Genomic DNA, 16,841 nt, shown 5'->3' with positions numbered 1-16,841 from the left:
GCATGTAAATGGTATTCTATATGCAATTCCGACCATCGACGCTGGTGATTCTGCGAACTATTGTTACCCCTATGAAATCGACGATTCCCGAATCCGAGATGGCAATCGCCCAAATTGCCGACAACGGCAGCCCCGAACTCTCGCTTCACGGGGAGATCCTGTCGCGCCTTCGCGACTATGTGGTCGAAGGCAACATTCCGGACGGCGACCGGGTACCCGAGCGGCAGCTGTGCGAGTTATTCGGAGTTTCCCGCACCCCCCTTCGCGAGGCACTCAAGGTCTTGGCCGCCGAGGGGCTGATTGAACTACTGCCCAATAGAGGGGCGCGCGTGCGCCAGCTTGGCAAGCGCGATCTGGAAGAACTGTTTGACGTGATGGGCGGCCTCGAGAGCCTCGCAGGGCGACTTGCATGCGAGACCATCACCGATGAGGAAATCGCCGAGATTGAGCGCCTACACTACGAAATGTACGGCTACTACCTGCACCGCGACATGCACAATTATTTCCAGGTCAACCAACGTATCCACGAACGGATCGTCGCGGTCTCCCGCAACGAGACCTTGCGCACCATCTATGCCAACTTGGCCGGCCGAATCCGCCGCGTGCGCTACTCCGCCAACTTCGCACGTAAACGGCAGCGTTGGGCCGAAGCGATGCGCGAGCACGAGGCGATCCTGGACGCGCTTCGCCGCCGGGCCGGCAGCGAACTGAGCGACACCCTGTTCCAGCACCTTCGCAACAAGCGGACCGCGGCAGTCGAGCACCTCGGCTGCACACCGGAAGGCCCGACCGCCGAAGCTGTCGACGGTTAGCTAGCACATTATGAATTCATAATTGACGCCAACCGGAAATAAATTGCATCTATTAGCTGGAGATTTGCGGAACGGCCCTCCTCGACGGAATTTAGGATGAAGAACGCGTCACCGCTTGAGCGCCAGCTGCGGTCAAATATCACCGGCGACGTCCTTTTCGACGCCTTCAGCCGCGGACGCTACGCGACCGACGCCTCATGACCCTGCATACTGGACGGCATTTTCTGCAAATTCGGGACCGCGGTGGTCCAGGGTCGGCATGTCCATGGCGCGCAGAACCCGATCCGGCACGTTAGTCGGTCCCGGAATCTGCAGAAAATGCCGTCCAGTATGCAGGGTCATGAGGCGTCCTTCCCGGTCTAGCTTGGCGTCGCGAGCCGCTCGAATATCACCATTTTGCGGGCTTGTCCCTCGCCCAACGGTGCCCATCAATGCATAAGAAGCAGGGCTTTGCCTTGCCAAGCCGGTCCTTGGAAGGCAAGAGAATGGTGCAATGCACGAGAACCGACCGGCGGCGGCAATGAAAGCCGAACAGACCCAAAAAACGGCCGACAGCAGCGCGCTCGCTAAGAGCTTGGCCCGCGAGATCACAGGCGATGTGCTTTTCGACGCCTTCAGCCGCGGACGCTACGCGACCGATGCCTCGTTCTACCAGATCGTGCCCGAGGGCGTGGTGGTTCCCCGAACTATGGACGAGGCGCTGCGGGCACTGACGATCGCGCGCGACGCCGGCCGGATCGTGACTCCCCGTGGGGGCGGCACCTCGCAATGCGGCCAAACCGTTAACCACGGCGTTGTGATCGACTTCTCGCGGCACCTGAATAAAATCCTATCGTTGGACGTGGAGAACCGGACCTGCGTGGTCGAGCCGGGCATCGTGCTCGACGATCTCAACCGCCAGCTCAGGAAGCACGGGCTGTGGTTTCCGGTCGACGTCTCCACCGCCTCGCGCGCCACCATCGGTGGCATGGCGGGCAACAATTCCTGCGGCGGGCGCTCGCTGCGCTACGGCACCATGCGCGACAATACGCTGTCGATGGATGCCGCGCTTGCCGACGGCACGCTCCTGCATTTCAGCGAAGTGCCGCGGGATCTCGCGCAGGTGAATTCACCGGACAGCGGGCTGACACTCTTCCGGGACATGCTCGATCTCGGCGAGCGTGAGGCAGCCGAAATCGCAGACAAATTCCCGAAAGTGCAGCGCCGGGTCGGCGGTTATAATCTCGATGCGCTGGTGCCGCGCAATGCGCCGAACAACTTGGCGCATTTGCTGGTGGGATCCGAGGGTACCCTCGCCTTCACCACCAAAGTCGAGCTCAAGCTGTGGCCGACAATCCGCAACAAGGTGCTAGGCGTCTGTCATTTCGGCAGCTTCTACGAGGCGATGGACGCAGCCCAGCATCTGGTCAAGCTGCGGCCGATCGCAGTCGAACTGGTCGACCGCACCATGATCGCGCTCGGCCGGGATATCGCGATGTTCAAACCGGTCATCGCCTCCGCCGTGCGCGGGGATCCCGATGCGATCCTGGTGGTGGAATTCGCTGAGGAGGATCAGGCTGAAAATCTCACGCGGCTGAAGCAACTGGGCGAGTTGATGGGAGATCTCGGCTTCGGCTGGGACAAGCCGCCGCGCAAATGGGGTGGCGTGGTCGAAATCGTCGAACCCGCCCTGCAAAGCGCTATCGCCGACTTCCGTGCCGCCGGGCTCAACGTCATGATGTCGATGAAGCAGGAAGGCAAGCCGGTCTCCTTCGTCGAGGATTGCGCGGTGCCGTTGCCGCATCTCGCTGAATACACCGACCGGCTCAACGCCGTGTTCGCCAGGCACGGCACCAGCGGCACGATGTACGCTCACGCCTCCGAAGGCTGTCTGCATGTCCGCCCCGTGCTTAACCTCAAGCTCGAAAAGGACGTCAAGGCGATGCGCGCCATCGCCGAAGAGGCGTTTGCCCTGGTGCGCGAATACAAGGGCTCGCATTCCGGCGAGCATGGCGACGGCCTGGTGCGGTCGGAATTTCACGAGACGATGTTCGGCTCGCGCATTGTCGCCGATTTCAGGGAGATCAAACATCGGTTCGATCCGAACGGTGTGCTGAACCCCGGCAAGATCGTCGATCCACCAAGGATGGATGACCGTTCGTTGTTTCGCTACTCGCCGAGATACAAAGTCAACGAACCGAAGACCGTACTCGACTGGTCGGCCTATCCCGGCGCCGGCGGCGGTTTCCAGGGTGCCGTCGAAATGTGCAACAATAACGGCGCTTGCCGGAAGCTTGAGGGCGGCGTGATGTGCCCGTCCTATCGCGCGACACGCAACGAGAAGGACGTTACGCGCGGACGCGCCAACACGTTGCGGCTGGCCATGTCTGGGCAGTTGGGACCCGACGCGCTTTCGTCGGACGAGATGATGGAGACGCTAAAGCTCTGCGTCTCATGCAAGGCCTGTCGTCATGAGTGTCCGACTGGGGTCGACATGGCCAAGATGAAGATCGAGGTATTGGCTGCGCGAGCGGCGAAGCACGGGCTCTCGCTCCGCGACCGGCTGGTTGGCTATTTGCCCCGTTATGCGGGTCTTGCGTCGCGCTTTGCGCCATTAGCCAATTGGCGCAACAGCAGTAGATCGTTACGAGCGCTGTTCGAAAGGTTCGCGGGCATCAGTTCGAAGCGATCGCTGCCGGCATTCCGGCGCGATGTCTTCAAGACGGACGCGGAAGTCTTTGGTCCGGAACAGGGCCATGAAGTGGTTCTGTTCGCCGATACCTTCAACCGCGCCTATGAGCGCGAGAACCTCGATGCCGCGCTGCGTGTGCTCGTGGACGGCGGCTACCGCGTTCATGTCCCGAGGCCCATCGATCGCGCCCGGCCGCTTTGCTGCGGACGCACTTTTCTCTCGGCCGGCATGGTGGATCAGGCTCGCACCGAATTGGACCGGTTGGTCGCCACCTACGCGCCTTTCGCAGCGCGCGGCGTGCCGATCGTCGGCCTAGAACCGAGCTGCCTTTTGACGCTGCGCGACGAACTGCTCTCATTGCGTTCCGACGAAATCGCAAGAAACATCAGCGCCCATGCGCTGCTCTTTGAGGAGTTCTTGGTGCACGAAGCGGAGGCTGGCCGCTTGCGGCTGCCGCTTGGCGCCATCGCCAACAAGGCCCTGGTCCACGGCCATTGTCACCAGAAATCATTCGGCGCGTTCAAACCTGTCGAAAAAGTGCTGCGCCTTGTCCCGAACCTGACTGTCGAAAGCATCGAGTCGAGCTGTTGTGGCATGGCCGGCGCGTTCGGCTACGGCGCTGACACCTACCAAGCCTCGATCGATATGGCTGAACTCTCTCTCCTTCCCGCAGTGCGCCGCGCCGACGACACGACGCTGATTGTTGCTGACGGCACCTCGTGCCGACACCAGATCAAGGATGGCACTGCACGTTCTCCGCTCCATGTCGCGCGCGTGCTGGCCATGAGCCTGGATCGCGCGAAATCCGAAGGTCACTCTACCCCCGTAAAGGAACCCCTCCATGACTGAGTTTACGCTTGATGTTGCCCGAAAGATCCTTGACGCCGCGCTTGCTACGGCCATCGAGAAAAAGCTCAAGCCCCTGGTCATCACCATCCTCGACGCGCGCGGCGCGGTCAAACTGACCGCCGCGCAGGACGGGACCAGCCTGATGCGCGCCGAGATCGCGCATGGGAAAGCCTACGGCGCGCTGGCGCTCGGCATGGGATCACGGGCATTGTTTCAGCGCGCGCAGGAGCAGGCCTATTTCATCGGCGCGGTGAATGCGCTGGCGCAGGGCCGCCTGGTACCGGTGCCCGGCGGCGTACTCGTTCTGGATGGCACCACGCTGCTTGGTGCCGTTGGCGTCAGCGGCGATACTTCGGATAACGATGAGATCTGCGCGATCGCGGGCATCGAAGCAGCCGGACTCAAGGCGAATCCGGGATAGTCGCAGTAGGCGCGACGAGGCAAATTTCCTTATCCTGGACCGGCCCTATCGCCCGGGCCAGGATGGTTTGCGCTTCTCGCTGAACGCTTTGAGGCCCTCCTTGGCATCCTCGGTCATCGCCAACAACGCGATCTGGCTCTCGGTATAGGCGATGCTCTCGTCGAACGACATTGAGGCGATCGCGCGCATGGCATATTTGCCGCGCCGGATTGCGGTCGGCGACTTGTCGACGATGCGGTGGATCAACCACTCGACCTTCGCGTCCAGCTCGGCCGCCGGCACCACATAATTCAGCAGCCCTGCGGCCTGCGCGGCCTTGGCGTCAAAGGGCTCGCCGGTCAGCGCCCATTCGTTGACCAGGCGAGGCGGCGCCATCGACTGCAAAAGGCTCATCACCTGCATCGGGAAGACGCCGACCTTGACCTCCGGCAGACCGAAGATGACGTGATCGGCGGCCACGGCCATATCGGTCATACATAGCAGGCCCATGCCGCCGGCCATGCACACCCCGCCTACGCGCGCGATCGCGGGTTTGGTTGAATCTTGCGAGAGCCGTAACAGATCGGCGTAGTCGACGTTCGGTTTGGAATAATCCATCGCGAAGGCGGCGCCGCTGTTCTGCAGGTCGGCCCCCGCGCAAAAGGCCTTGTCGCCCGCCCCTGTCAGCACGATGACGCGGACAGCGCTGTCATCATGAGCGTCGCGGTAGCCTCTTGCGATGCCCGCGATCACGTCACCGTTGAGCGCATTGCGCTTGTCCGGTCGGTTGATCGTGATCCAGAACGCCTGGCCTCGCTTCTCCAGGATCACGCTGCTGCTCTCGGTCATCTGGCCCACCTGTTCTTGCCGTTTCCGGCAACCATTTGCGGCAGGTGGCGGCCGACTGCAAGAGCGATTTAGGCTGAGACCCGAGCCTTCCGGACCCAAACCTTGTTGTCGTGGAACGCGGCGCCGCCGACAGGGGCGACCGTCTCGGCGCCCGTCAGCGTATTGATGCCGCGGCCACCAATATGGGCCTTATTTGGGTGGATGGATTCGGCGATCAGCACGCCGCGACGCACGCCGTCAAACAGCTTCGCCGTTAGCGTCGTTTCGCCGCGCAAGTTGCCGAGCGTCACCGCATCGCCGTCGGCAATCGAAAGGGCCGCCGCGTCGTCCGGATGGATCATCACCGTCGGCTTACCCTCGCGTGCCCGGGATCCCGGCGTCTCATTGAAGCTGGTGTTGAGGTAGCTCCGTGACGGCGAGGTTGCCAGCCGGAACGGATGCTGCTCATCGGCCTCCTCAATAATGGTCCAATGGTCGGGTAGCGACGGCATCTGATCCCACGGCCCCAGACCGGCGATCCCGAAAGACGGATGAGCCCAATCGGCCTTGAAGTGGAACTTCTTGTCCGCATGCGCAAAGCCGTCGAGGTAGTGCGAGGTCCGGAAATCTGGCTGGATGTCACGCCACAGATCCGCCTCCAGCCTCTCGATATCGCCATGGCCGCTCTTCTTTAGCGTCACGTCGATCAATTCACGCGGCGACATCCCAAAGCCGGGATGGACCGCATTAAGACGGCGCCCGAGCGCCTGAATCACTTGATGGTTGCTGCGGCATTCGGCCGGAGGCTCGATCAGCTTGGGCCCAACTGAAATGTGCTGGTGACCGCCGCCGTAATAGAGATCGTCGTGCTCCATGAACATCGTCGCGGGCAGGACGATATCGGCCATGGCTGCAGTCTCGGTCATGAACTGCTCATGGACCGCCACGAACAGGTCCTCTCGAGCAAACCCTTCGCGCACCAAGGTCTGCTCCGGCGCCACCGTCACCGGATTGGTGTTCTGGATCAGCATCGCCTTGACCGGCGGTCCGCCCTTCAAGGCCTCGGCGTCGCCGGTCAGGATACGTCCAATCCTCGATTGATCGAGCCAACGCGTGGTGCGGTCGATCGCATCATGTCCCTCGATGACGGATTCGTTGAATTTCCAGATCGCGGCATTGTTGAAAAATGCGCCGCCGCCTTCATATTGCCAGGCGCCAGTCACCGCCGGGATGCAGAGCGCCGCGTGCATTTGCGCCGCACCATTTCGGCTTCGTGTGAAGCCGTAGCCCAGGCGGAAGAACGAGCGTTTGGTTTGGCCGACCAGGCGGGCGAAAGCCTCGATCTCCTCCACCGGCACGCCTGATATCGAGTAAGCCCATTCGGGCGTCCTGGTGGCGAGATGTGCTTCCAGTTCATCCGGGCAGTCCGTATAACGATCCATGTAGGCGCGATCCGCGTAGCCTTCGCGAAACAGCACATGCATGACGCCGCAAGCGAAGGCAGCGTCGGTGCCGGGCCGCAGGATGATCTTCACGTCAGCCTGTTTCACCGTGTCATTGTTGTAGATATCGATCGCGGCAATCTTGGCGCCTCGCTCCTTCCGAGCGCGCATCGCGTGTGTCATGACGTTGACCTGGGTGTTCACCGGGTTAGTTCCCCAGATCACGACGAGGTCAGAGACGCCCATTTCACGCGGATCAACGCCGGCGATCTTGCCGGTGCCAACCGAAAATCCGACGCGCGCGATATTCGCGCAAATCGTGGAATAGAAGCGGGAGTATTTCTTGACATGCGCCAGGCGATTGATGCCGTCGCGCATCACGAGCCCCATGGTGCCGGCGTAGTAGTAGGGCCAGATCGACTCGGCCCCGAATTCGCGTTCGGCCGCATCGAAGCGCGCGACGATCTCGTCTAACGCCTCGTCCCAGGAAATCCGGTCAAACTGGCCCGAGCCCTTCGGCCCGGTTCGCCGCATCGGGTGGAGGAGCCGCTCGGGATGATGGATACGCTCGGCATAACGCGCAACCTTGGCGCAGACGACACCTGCTGTATACGTCTGCAACTTTGAGCCGCGGACCCGTCCAATCGAGCGGCCCTCGATCACCTCGATGTCGAGCGCACAGGCCGATGGACAATCGTGCGGACAGGTTGAATGGCGAATGTCGATCTTGGCGCGCTCGTTCATTCCAAATAGGTAACATCAAATTCCAGCGCCGCCGAGGGGGATTGTCGGGAATTTGCGTGCGAAACAGGGCATAAGCCAGGTTCCGCCAAGCAGCGACATCAATCGCTGGGGAGCGTGCGGATTCGACTCGCCGGGAGAGCAAGTCGTGTCGGTCGGGGAGCGTCCGGTATGATGTCTGGGCCGACGAAGTCTGGGCCGACAGGCTCGGCCTGCACCGTGTCCGAAACCCAATTCATAGCCGACGGATGACTAACCACCATGCCGATCAGGGCGGTGGCGATGAGCAACGGCAAAGCAATGAGCTTGATGCTCCAGCTTTGATAGATGTTCTGGTCGTCGTCAGGGGGCTGGTCGAATGAGTCGTGCATGGATCTCTCCACATTGCGGTCCCTGACGTGGGGTTACCGCAACGCGCGCCACCACCCTGTGAGCAGCTTCACAGGCCCGACGAACTCACCGCGTTGTGAAAGATGTCACGGAACGTGCTATTCGCTGCCGTTTTCCGATCCAGAATCGACCAGGGTCTGTAGTTCTTCCGGCTTCAGCACCACGATCGCACCATGCTCGAGCCGCACCCAGCCACGCGTGGCCCAAACCCGGAGCTGCTTATTGATGCTTTCACGGGTCATGCCGACCATCTCGCTGATCTCTTGCTGGGTGATGGCAATGACACGACCTTGCGGCTCAGGCTTGTGCTTTTCGGTAAGGCGAAGCAAAGCACTGGCGACCCGACCTGGAAGGTCTTGCAGGATGACCTGTTCGACTTGATCACTGGTCCAGCGCAGCCGTATGCACAGGAGCTCGATGAACTTCATCGCAAGCGCCGGCTGGCTTCGGACGAAGGGAATGAATTCGCGCTTATCGATGATGAAAAGTTCGCAATTGCTGTTCGCGGTAGCGTCGGCTGTCCGCAACCCTGAATCGAGCACCGCGATCTCGCCGAAGATCTCTCCGGCCTCGATCAGGTTCAGGATCGCGTTGCGACCATCGGGCGATGAGATGCTGATTTTGACGGTGCCCGATATGACAGCAAACAGGCTTGTGCCCGGATCTCCCTTCGAGAAGATCGCAGCTCCGCGCTTCAGCGTCGTGTGCTTGGCGTAACGACAAAGCTGCTCGAACGCCTCGGGTTCGAGATCGACAAAGTATGGATGCTTGCGGAGAACCGACAATTTGCTGGTCGAAAATCCGCGAGTCTCGCCCGTTTTATCCTGGGGCACGCTCGTTACAACTCCGAAAGCAAAAATTGCCTGGGATGTAGTTCTTCCGTAGTCAACCAAAACCGGCTTTTCAACTGGAAAGCGGCTTCATACGTTGATGTGAGTGTAACGCTCCGATCCTGACGTGGGAAGCCAGCCGTCCGGAGCCCCTCTCCCGTCTCGCCCAAGTAGCCCTCGCCTGCATCTGCCACCTGGACGGCACGTGCGACACATCCGACAACTCTACGGCAAACTTAAGTAATTTCAGCTTCACGCTCGAAAAGTGACTGCGCCAATTTGCTGGAGCGCTGCCGCGCACCCCTGGCCTTGTCACCCGGGGCGATCCGGGTCTATTTGCCGCCCTCGTCCGCGAGAAAGCGACCGAACGACCCGCGCGCAAACAGCAGGGGCTCCTGCCGGTTGTAGGAATAGGCCTCAACCGCACCCAAGAATATGACGTGATCGCCGCCATAGTAGCGATTGACGGCACGACATTGAAAGTTGGCGCCGCAGTCGGCGATGACGGGTGCGTTTCCCAGTCCAGGCGTCCAGCTCACCCCGGCGAATTTATCGTTTGAGGATTTTGCAAATTGCGACGCCAATGCCTGCTGGGACGCGCCGAGCACATTGACAGTGAAGTGGCTCGCATTCTGGAAGATGGGCAGGCCCTGCGAGAACAGGCCAAGGCTCCACAACACCAACGGCGGATTCAGCGATACCGACGCAAAGGAGTTGCAGGTGACGCCATATGGCCTGCCGTCCGCGGCCATTGCCGTCACGATTGTGACACCGGTCGCAAATGCGCCCAGCGCATTCCGAAAATCCCGTGGATCGATCGGCGAGTTTCCGCTGGCAAATTCATTGGCCGGGTCGGCCGGATGCTTGGGTACATCAGACATCCGGTGAACCTCAGAGCGTCAGATTTTCGGACGGCAAGCCCAGCGCCACGCGTCCATAGTTGGTCCCCGCCGCATCGAAATTGAAGGCAAGGTGTGAATTGATCGCATGGGCGTCGCGGAACTGCCGCTGCAACGTACCTGACGTGAAAAGGCTGCGCGCCCCGCTTGCGGCGAACAACAGCGATACCGCCTCGCTGCAGAGATTGACTGAGAAAGCGCCGTCGCGCCGCAGCCTGGTCTTGGCGGCGATATCGGGGATATGGCCGCTCCGTGCGTCCGCCATCGCGCCGATGCAGTTCGCTCGCATGATCAGGCGCGCCGCATCGATCTTGGCGGAAGCTTCCGCGATCTTGATCTGTGTGCTCTGCATGTCGCCAAGCTTGGCGCGATTGGAGGTCGAAACGCGATGGCGGGCGATCCCGACATAGTCGTCGAGACATGCCTGTGCATTGCCGAGGGCAACGCCTGACAAGACATATGGAAACAGCGCAAAGACCGGCAGCGCGTAGAGCGGGTTCGGATTGACCGAACTGCCAGCCGTCGGCCCACCCGCGAGATCGCTCACCGCGATCGACATCGAATTTGCGACAAAGGCTCCCTCGACCTCGACCTCATTCGAGCCGGTCCCGCGCAGGCCGGTCGCGTTCCAGATATCCTTGATCCTATAGTCCCGCCGATTGAGCAGGAATATCCGATATTCGACGCCATCGGCCTCGTCATCCGAGGAGACCACGCTGCCAAGCATATTCCATTCGCAGGATTCGACGCCCGACGAGAAAGGCCAGCATCCGGTCAACACGTAGCCGCCATCGACCTTCCGCGCCCGGCCGGCGGGGAATATGAAGGAGGACGCAATCAGAGTATTCGGTTCCTTGCTCCAGACCACATCCTGAGCCTGTGGATCGAACATCCCAAGCATCCAGTGGTGGCTCGCAAGATTGGCGAAATTCCACGCAACGGAAGCATCGCCCTGCCCCAGCGCATCGGCACAATCGATCAGCGCGACATAGTCGAGCTCCGCGCCGCCGACGCGCCTCGGCTGCAGAATCCGGAACAGGCCGGCGTTATGCAGATCGTACTCGGTCTCCGCCGGCAGGCGCCGTAATTCCTCGGTCCGTGCCGCCCGCTCGCGAAGTGCCGGAATGAGTGCCCTGGCACGCGCGACCATGGCCACATAATCTTCTGCTTGCCGCTCGATAGGCGAGCTTCCACCGGGGCTGTGGCCGTCCGTTGCCATTGGCGTTTTCCCGCTCGGCCTTTCTGATCCCAAAGTGGCCAAGACCGCTCGCAGTTTATCGCTTGAACACCACGGATCAAGACTCCTCGCAGCATCCCGACGTGAACGAGTTGCCGCCTGGAAGCAAAAATAAGCCCGGCGGCCAGGACGGCCACCGGGCTTGTTCGGAACTTCTCAACGACCTGCGTGCCTCGTCTAACCTGCTGCGGGCTCCCATTTCGCTAGCTCGCTTCCAGTATCACCCCATGGTTTTCCGCCAGTACAGGGTGCGCGGCCACGCCCAGGGAGCCTGCGGCTGATACAGCCGATAGCCGCGCGAGCGCAGCCAGTTGACGTGAAAGGCGAGCACCTGACCGACGCTCTCGTAGTAGTCCAGGATGCGAATTTCAGATCCGATCCACTGCGTCACCCAGATCGTGAAGGCATCGGCGGTCGCGCCGGAGCCGCCGATATCGATGAAAGCGCGCAGGGCCAGCAGCGGATCGGCGGAGACCTTTCCGATGCGTCCCTCTTTCCGCGCCTGCGTCAGCATCTCGGCGAAATAGGCGCCTTCGAACGCTCGCACCCAGATGTGATCATAGCGATCGGGATAGAGCGACAGGTCGGTCCGCCGCTCTTCCTAAAACCAGGGATTGTCGCGCCAGTTCGCGTGCACGACGATTGCGCCCGGCGGCTTTCGTGCGCGCAGGAAATCGTCAATCGCGTCGGTCTTACGCCGCGGATTCCAACTCGCCCACAATTCCGAGCCTTCGGCACGAATAGTCGGACGCAACAGCGCGAGACTGCGTGCGCTCAGTGACTGCGCCTCGTCGACCCAGGCGATACGAAAGCCTTCAAGGGACTTGATCGAGTCCGCCGTATGATCCTGCATTCCGCGAAAGATGATGATACCGTCGCCTGGTGTTTCGATCTTGTCGGCAAACAGCTTGAAGCCGCTGCCGATGCCGAGAGCGGTGATCTTGCTTTCGATCAGGCGTTTTGAGGATTGCGCCAGCGTCCGCTGCGCCTCGCGGATGCAGACCGCGAGCGTGCCACGCTCAGCCTGGCAGGTTTCGACCAGAAGCTCTCCAAAGAAATGGGATTTTCCCGAGCCCCTGCCCCCGAATGCTGCCTTGTATCGGCCGGGTTGCAGCAGCGGTTCAAATGCTTTCGCGGTCGGAAAATTTTCAGGATGGACAATGACGCGCTCTATTCGGTGGACGAGTTCTAGCTGGCCATCGCCGTTCTCGATCGCCTGCGGGGCCTTGCCCCAGCCACGGTCGAGAACGGCATTGGTGGCGGACACGCGCGCAGCCGGCGTTGCATCTTTGCTGCGCATGATGCCCACCAGGACGTTCAACGCTGTTCTGGTGTGACTGCGGGCGAGCGAACGAATTTCGGTAAGAGTTTTTGCCACTTAAGCCTCATGCAGATCAGGAAGGTCGTATGGCTTCGCTTGCGCGCGACGGCGTATTGAATTTGCGGCAGATCGCTCCGGAGAACAGCGATCATTTCGGCGCGAACCTTATCCCCTGGATCGTCGGGGGCCGCTTGCGGCCATGGCACATCTGCGCCAGGCCGCGAGGCCGGCGCGTTCGCGCGCGCCGGCTGATTGACGGTGAAAGTGGTTCGGACGACGGCGCGCTTGCGACGCGCGGCGTCGGGGCATGGAGATGTGGCGTCGTGACGCGCCGCCGTCGTCCGATTCGAAAAACGGAAAAGAAAAAGCCCGCCGCGGATTTCTCCGCGCGGGCTTCACAATGTTTGCGATGATGTCCTTATGCCCCTGATTTGCCCGACGTGTCAACGTCCGAGTTGACTTGGCGCAGAGCCAGCGATCCGGCTGCGCATCATCGGTGGTCGCACGCTGGGACAGCAAAATGCCCGCAGCGGTTACTTCCGCTGCGGGCATTGACGAATTCCGCGACGATGTCCTTATGCTCCTGATTTGCCCGACGCGTCAACGTTTTCTGGAGCGCACTTCTTGCACGACCGCGAAAAACAAAACCAGCCTCGAGGCTCATTGCGGCACTGTGGAGTTAGCCGGATGCGCGGGCTTCGGTCCGGGCGGAGCAGGCTCGATCGATGACTTCGGCTCCGTCGGCATGACCGTGGCGCCTGCCGCTCGCGCAGCTTCGCCGGTTGTGGAGTAATTGGCTGTCGCGGCGGGCTGTACCTTCGGCTTGCTCCACGGACCATGATCGACCACCAATATGCCGAGCACGCCGGCTGCCGCCACCGCCAGTGCTACCAAGAGGGGCGCCCCGCCGTGCCGGTTCGAGCGATTTCCTATCAAAGGACTCTTCTCCATCGAATGCGTCTGGGCTAGTGAACAAATCCTCCGGAGCTCCGAGGTTCCGCGCCCGCCAGACCGAAGGGACTGTCCGCAGGTGGAACAAATTCGCCGTTGACGCATTTCATCGGTTGGGTGCTGATCTTCGGCGCATCGTGCGCTGTCAGACCCGATCTCGTGAGGTTCGAGCCGTGAACTTCGAAACACCCGAATCCCCGCTGCAGCCCAGCCTTGGCGAACGCGCGATCGACACCGCAACCGATGTATCGCGTACGATCACGGAGGTTTCCGATGGTCTTCGGGCTGCGATCGATCGGCTCAGCGACGCGATCAAGACTTCCCGTCAACCCGGCGGCATGCTTTCCACGATCAGCGCGATCACCCGCGAAGCGCCGCTAACGAGCCTGTTCGTCGCATTCCTGTTCGGCGTCGCGGTAGCGCGGCGGCGTTGAGCGCAGTGGCCAGGCACGGCTGTCGACACCTCCCTCGATAAACATTTTCTGGCTGCATCGAACCTGCCGGATTCCAATGGTGGCGAGAGTGTGGCACAGTGATTCGGTGGGTTGTTCGCCCACAAGTCAGTGGCGTTGCGTCTCTTGGGGGAGAGGGGATCCAATGCTGCGCACATTCCGGCCGACGCCGACCTGCACGCGATTCAAGACCGGCATCGAAATGCCATGCATGAAGTGCGGCGCACAGATGCGCCTCGCCTCGATCGAGCCGCGAGATCAGGTTTACGACGTGCTGACCTATCGCTGCACGCCGTGCGACTCCGGCGAGAGCTTCCTGCAGGCCCGCTAAAGCTTGCATCAGCCGCTCAGCACCGCCATGCCGGCCTGAGTCAGAACGGGACTCTCGTCCTGCAGCTCGACCAGACCGAGCTCGCTCAGGATGCGGAGGTCCTCGTCGCTGACAGGGGATATCTTCAGGCGGCGAGCCTGGATGTCCCGCAACGCCCAGCGGAGCGCAATGGCTCGTTCGAGAGAAAAATCTGCGAACGGGTTATCCGCCATTCGCGTAGACCATTCCGGCATTCTCGTTTCCCGCTTCTCGGATGCGGCGGCGATGGTTGCGATAACGCGACAGCCGCCTTCGCGTTCCCTCGCCGCTTCCGCAGGTCGGAAATCGATGCCGCTAGTAGCGATACGGCTCAATGTCCAGCAGCGGAAATGCGCTGAACGCGCCCGGCGGATTGCTCGCCGTCGCGGGGTGCAGGTAGGACTTGTCGAGTTCGGCGAAGCTGGTCACGCCGAGCAGACCGAGGCAGCGGATCACCTCGTCTTCCAGCAATTCCAGCATGCGGGCGACGCCCCTCTCGCCATCGGCGGCCAGGGCCCAGCATTGCAGGCGACCGATGCCGACGAGATCGGCGCCCGAGGCGATCGCCTTCACGATGTCGGTGCCGCGGCAGAACGAGCCGTCCACCATGATCTTGGCGCGGCCCCTCACCGCCTCGACGATTTCCGGCAGGACGTGCATCGCACCGCGGCCGTGATCGAGCTGACGGCCTCCATGGTTGGAAACGTAGATCCAGTCGACGCCGTGATCGAGCGCGATGACCGCGTCCTCCGCGGTCGCGATCCCCTTGATGACCAGCGGTATCTTGAACTTGTCCTTGATCAACTTCACCGTCCGCCATTCCAGCCCTTTCTGGAAGTCGCCGCCGGTGGCGCGAATACGGCTTTCCCGCACGTACCGCTTGGCAATGTCGCGCTCGCGACGGCTGTAATGGGCGGTATCGACGGTCAGGCAGAATGCGGAATAGCCGTTGGCAACACTGCGGCTGACGACGTCCTCGACAAAGGCATCATCCCCGCGGACATAGAGCTGGAAAATGCGCAGCGCATCGGGTGCGGCCTTCGCGGTATTCTCAAGCCCTGGCTCGGACACCGAGCTCAGCATGTGCGCCGCGCCGAATGCGCCCGCGCCGCGGGCGACCGCCGCTCCCGCCGCAGGATCGAAGATCTCAAGCGCGCCGACCGGTGCAAGCATGACCGGCAGTCGCAATTTGCGTCCGAACACCTCCGTCGAAGCATCGACGTGAACGACGTTGCGCAGCACACGCGGCCGGAACGCGATCTCATCCAGCGCCACCCGGTTGCGCCGCAGCGTGGTCTCGGTCTCGGAAGCGCCGACGATGTAATCCCAGGCGTTCTGGTTCAGCCTGGCGCGAGCCTTACGGACAAATTCGTGCAGGTTCTGGTATTCTTCGCCGCTGGCCCCGAGTTCGACATTGCGTGTCGGCCGCATGGAGGTCCCGTCATTCATGGTAGTTTCTCTCCCGTTTTGACCGGCACATTAGCCGCAGATAAGCGGCAAAAGCTACCGCCTTGAAGGGCTAAATCCCGGATGCAAATGAAGGGCAGCTATTCGCTTGCGATCACCCGTCTGCCGACAGCGGAGAACTCCAGCGCTCAACCGCCCGAAAAGCGGTTTCTGTATTCGGTCGGCGATACGCCGAGATGCCTGAGGAAGGCGCGCCGCATCCGCTCGTCGTCACCAAAGCCGGCACGTTTTGCGACCTCGACGACGCCGCGTATTTGCCGGCTCTCCAGCAGCAGCCGAGCGGTTTCGACGCGGAGGGCCTCGACGCCGTTTGCCGGCGTCATGCCGGTGCGGCTGGCATAGGTGCGGGCGAAGGTGCGCGGTGTCATGCCGGCTTTCGCGGCCAATGTTTCCACCCGGAGATCGCTGGCGATGTTTTCGATGATCCAGGCATGGAGCGCGCTGAAGCGACCTTCGACATCGGAAGCCTGTGCTGCGAGAACGGTCGAGAACTGGCTCTGACCGCCCGGCCGTTTCAGGAACACCACCAGCCGTCGGGCAACATCGAGCGCAATCCTATGGCCGAAATCCTCTTCGATCATGGCGAGCGCGAGGTCGATGCCGGCGCTGACGCCGGCCGATGACCAGACATGCCCATCCTTGACGAAGATCGCATTGGGCTCGACGCGGACATTTGGAAAGCTGTCCTGCAGCCGCGGGCAATAGCGCCAGTGCGTCGCAGCGCGCTTGCCGTCCAGTACACCGGTCCAGGCGAGCGCGAAAGCCCCGAGGCAGACCGAGGCGATCCGGCGTACCTGCGGCAGCGCCTGCGAAATCCATTTCATCAAGCGCGCGTCATTGCGGATCTCCCAGATGCCGGGGCCACCCGGGATCACCAACGTGTCGATCTGGTGCGGTCGCACGCTGCTGATCGGAGCCGTGCCGATCATCATCCCCACATCCGTCGAAACCAATCCGCCCGAGGTGGACAGATAGGAAAGCGAATATCCGGGGCCCGGCAATTCGATTGCCTCCAATTCGGCGAACACCTGCGCCGGCCCGGAGATGTCGAGCAGTGTCACGCCGGGAAAAGCGACAATCGCAATCCGCCGCATCGCGGCCTGCGGGCGCGGAGGGAGCCGTCGGGATTTGGCAGATTTCGAGGGCATATTGTCCTTTAAGCCATTCGAGCCTCGCCTGTATAGCTCTCTATGGACAGTGGA

General features: G+C 61.7%; 17 protein-coding genes and 1 pseudogene. 6 read left to right on the top strand and 12 right to left on the bottom strand.

The annotated features are described in order from the left end of the window. The first annotated feature begins 71 nt into the window (after positions 1 to 71). Complete coding sequence (locus YY7_RS0120810) at positions 72 to 812, top strand: GntR family transcriptional regulator (RefSeq protein ID WP_028164905.1); 741 nt, start codon at positions 72 to 74, stop codon at positions 810 to 812. Between the two features lie 222 nt (positions 813 to 1,034). Here the strand turns inward: YY7_RS0120810 and YY7_RS65110 are convergent. Beyond that, a pseudogene (locus tag YY7_RS65110) lies at positions 1,035 to 1,241 on the bottom strand (serine--glyoxylate aminotransferase); the annotation flags it as partial. 91 nt (positions 1,242 to 1,332) lie between these two features. On the opposite strand from YY7_RS65110, the gene YY7_RS0120800 reads away from it, so the two are divergent. Together YY7_RS0120800 and YY7_RS0120795 are read left to right on the top strand one after the other, a co-directional pair. Beyond that, the gene (locus tag YY7_RS0120800) at positions 1,333 to 4,332 is read left to right on the top strand and encodes an FAD-binding and (Fe-S)-binding domain-containing protein (protein WP_035690508.1); all 3,000 of its coding nucleotides are present in this window, start codon (positions 1,333 to 1,335) and stop codon (positions 4,330 to 4,332) included. Next, positions 4,325 to 4,753, top strand: a complete 429-nt coding sequence (locus YY7_RS0120795) for a GlcG/HbpS family heme-binding protein (protein WP_028164903.1) — start codon at positions 4,325 to 4,327, stop codon at positions 4,751 to 4,753. The genes YY7_RS0120800 and YY7_RS0120795 overlap by 8 nt, the downstream gene beginning before the upstream one ends. A 45-nt stretch (positions 4,754 to 4,798) precedes the next feature. Here YY7_RS0120795 and YY7_RS0120790 read toward each other — a convergent pair whose 3' ends face one another. The 8 genes from YY7_RS0120790 to YY7_RS65105 all read right to left on the bottom strand — a co-directional run bounded on the left by YY7_RS0120790 (position 4,799) and on the right by YY7_RS65105 (position 12,399). Then, entirely contained in the window at positions 4,799 to 5,581 is a 783-nt protein-coding gene (locus tag YY7_RS0120790) for an enoyl-CoA hydratase/isomerase family protein (protein ID WP_028164902.1), read from the bottom strand. A 68-nt stretch (positions 5,582 to 5,649) separates the two neighbouring features. Further along, positions 5,650 to 7,746: a molybdopterin oxidoreductase family protein gene (locus tag YY7_RS0120785; protein WP_028164901.1), complete on the bottom strand. Its 2,097-nt coding sequence runs from the start codon at positions 7,744 to 7,746 to the stop codon at positions 5,650 to 5,652. 98 nt (positions 7,747 to 7,844) lie between these two features. Further along, on the bottom strand, positions 7,845 to 8,114 hold the full coding sequence (locus YY7_RS0120780; protein ID WP_028164900.1) for a hypothetical protein: 270 nt from the start codon (positions 8,112 to 8,114) through the stop codon (positions 7,845 to 7,847). 117 nt (positions 8,115 to 8,231) lie between these two features. Further along, positions 8,232 to 8,966 carry a Crp/Fnr family transcriptional regulator gene (locus tag YY7_RS0120775; protein ID WP_027582438.1) on the bottom strand — a complete coding sequence of 245 codons (735 nt, stop codon included), beginning with the start codon at positions 8,964 to 8,966 and terminating at the stop codon, positions 8,232 to 8,234. 329 nt (positions 8,967 to 9,295) lie between these two features. Further along, positions 9,296 to 9,844 carry a flavin reductase family protein gene (locus tag YY7_RS0120770; protein ID WP_028164899.1) on the bottom strand — a complete coding sequence of 183 codons (549 nt, stop codon included), beginning with the start codon at positions 9,842 to 9,844 and terminating at the stop codon, positions 9,296 to 9,298. 10 nt (positions 9,845 to 9,854) lie between these two features. Further along, positions 9,855 to 11,081, bottom strand: a complete 1,227-nt coding sequence (locus YY7_RS0120765) for an acyl-CoA dehydrogenase family protein (protein WP_051396822.1) — start codon at positions 11,079 to 11,081, stop codon at positions 9,855 to 9,857. A 238-nt stretch (positions 11,082 to 11,319) separates the two neighbouring features. Beyond that, positions 11,320 to 11,646 (bottom strand): hypothetical protein, encoded by a 327-nt coding sequence (locus tag YY7_RS63305; RefSeq protein WP_245287344.1) that lies wholly within the window; start codon positions 11,644 to 11,646, stop codon positions 11,320 to 11,322. A gap of 54 nt (positions 11,647 to 11,700) precedes the next feature. Beyond that, the gene (locus YY7_RS65105; protein ID WP_433994515.1) at positions 11,701 to 12,399 is read right to left on the bottom strand and encodes a phage terminase large subunit; all 699 of its coding nucleotides are present in this window, start codon (positions 12,397 to 12,399) and stop codon (positions 11,701 to 11,703) included. A 481-nt stretch (positions 12,400 to 12,880) separates the two neighbouring features. On the opposite strand from YY7_RS65105, the gene YY7_RS64775 reads away from it, so the two are divergent. The 3 genes from YY7_RS64775 to YY7_RS0120740 all read left to right on the top strand — a co-directional run bounded on the left by YY7_RS64775 (position 12,881) and on the right by YY7_RS0120740 (position 14,154). Then, complete coding sequence (locus YY7_RS64775; protein ID WP_028164896.1) at positions 12,881 to 13,213, top strand: hypothetical protein; 333 nt, start codon at positions 12,881 to 12,883, stop codon at positions 13,211 to 13,213. A 331-nt stretch (positions 13,214 to 13,544) separates the two neighbouring features. Further along, positions 13,545 to 13,805, top strand: coding sequence for a hypothetical protein (locus tag YY7_RS0120745; protein WP_028164895.1), 261 nt, complete (start codon positions 13,545 to 13,547; stop codon positions 13,803 to 13,805). 163 nt (positions 13,806 to 13,968) lie between these two features. After that, a complete protein-coding gene (locus YY7_RS0120740) occupies positions 13,969 to 14,154 on the top strand; it encodes a hypothetical protein (RefSeq protein ID WP_028164894.1) in 186 nt (61 codons plus the stop codon). 8 nt (positions 14,155 to 14,162) lie between these two features. On the opposite strand, the gene YY7_RS0120735 is transcribed toward YY7_RS0120740, so the two are convergent. The 3 genes from YY7_RS0120735 to YY7_RS0120725 all read right to left on the bottom strand — a co-directional run bounded on the left by YY7_RS0120735 (position 14,163) and on the right by YY7_RS0120725 (position 16,733). Beyond that, positions 14,163 to 14,387 (bottom strand): hypothetical protein, encoded by a 225-nt coding sequence (locus YY7_RS0120735; protein WP_245287343.1) that lies wholly within the window; start codon positions 14,385 to 14,387, stop codon positions 14,163 to 14,165. Positions 14,388 to 14,487: 100 nt separating this feature from the next. After that, the gene (locus YY7_RS0120730) at positions 14,488 to 15,621 is read right to left on the bottom strand and encodes an alpha-hydroxy acid oxidase (RefSeq protein ID WP_028164892.1); all 1,134 of its coding nucleotides are present in this window, start codon (positions 15,619 to 15,621) and stop codon (positions 14,488 to 14,490) included. A gap of 146 nt (positions 15,622 to 15,767) precedes the next feature. Continuing rightward, positions 15,768 to 16,733, bottom strand: a complete 966-nt coding sequence (locus YY7_RS0120725) for a GlxA family transcriptional regulator (protein ID WP_433994514.1) — start codon at positions 16,731 to 16,733, stop codon at positions 15,768 to 15,770. Positions 16,734 to 16,841 lie beyond the last annotated feature (108 nt).

Source organism: Bradyrhizobium elkanii WSM2783, from assembly GCF_000472865.1.
Taxonomy (GTDB): Bacteria; Pseudomonadota; Alphaproteobacteria; order Rhizobiales; family Xanthobacteraceae; genus Bradyrhizobium; species Bradyrhizobium elkanii_A.
Note: the sequence above shows the minus strand (reverse complement) of the source record. Positions and strands in the feature narration are given on the sequence as shown.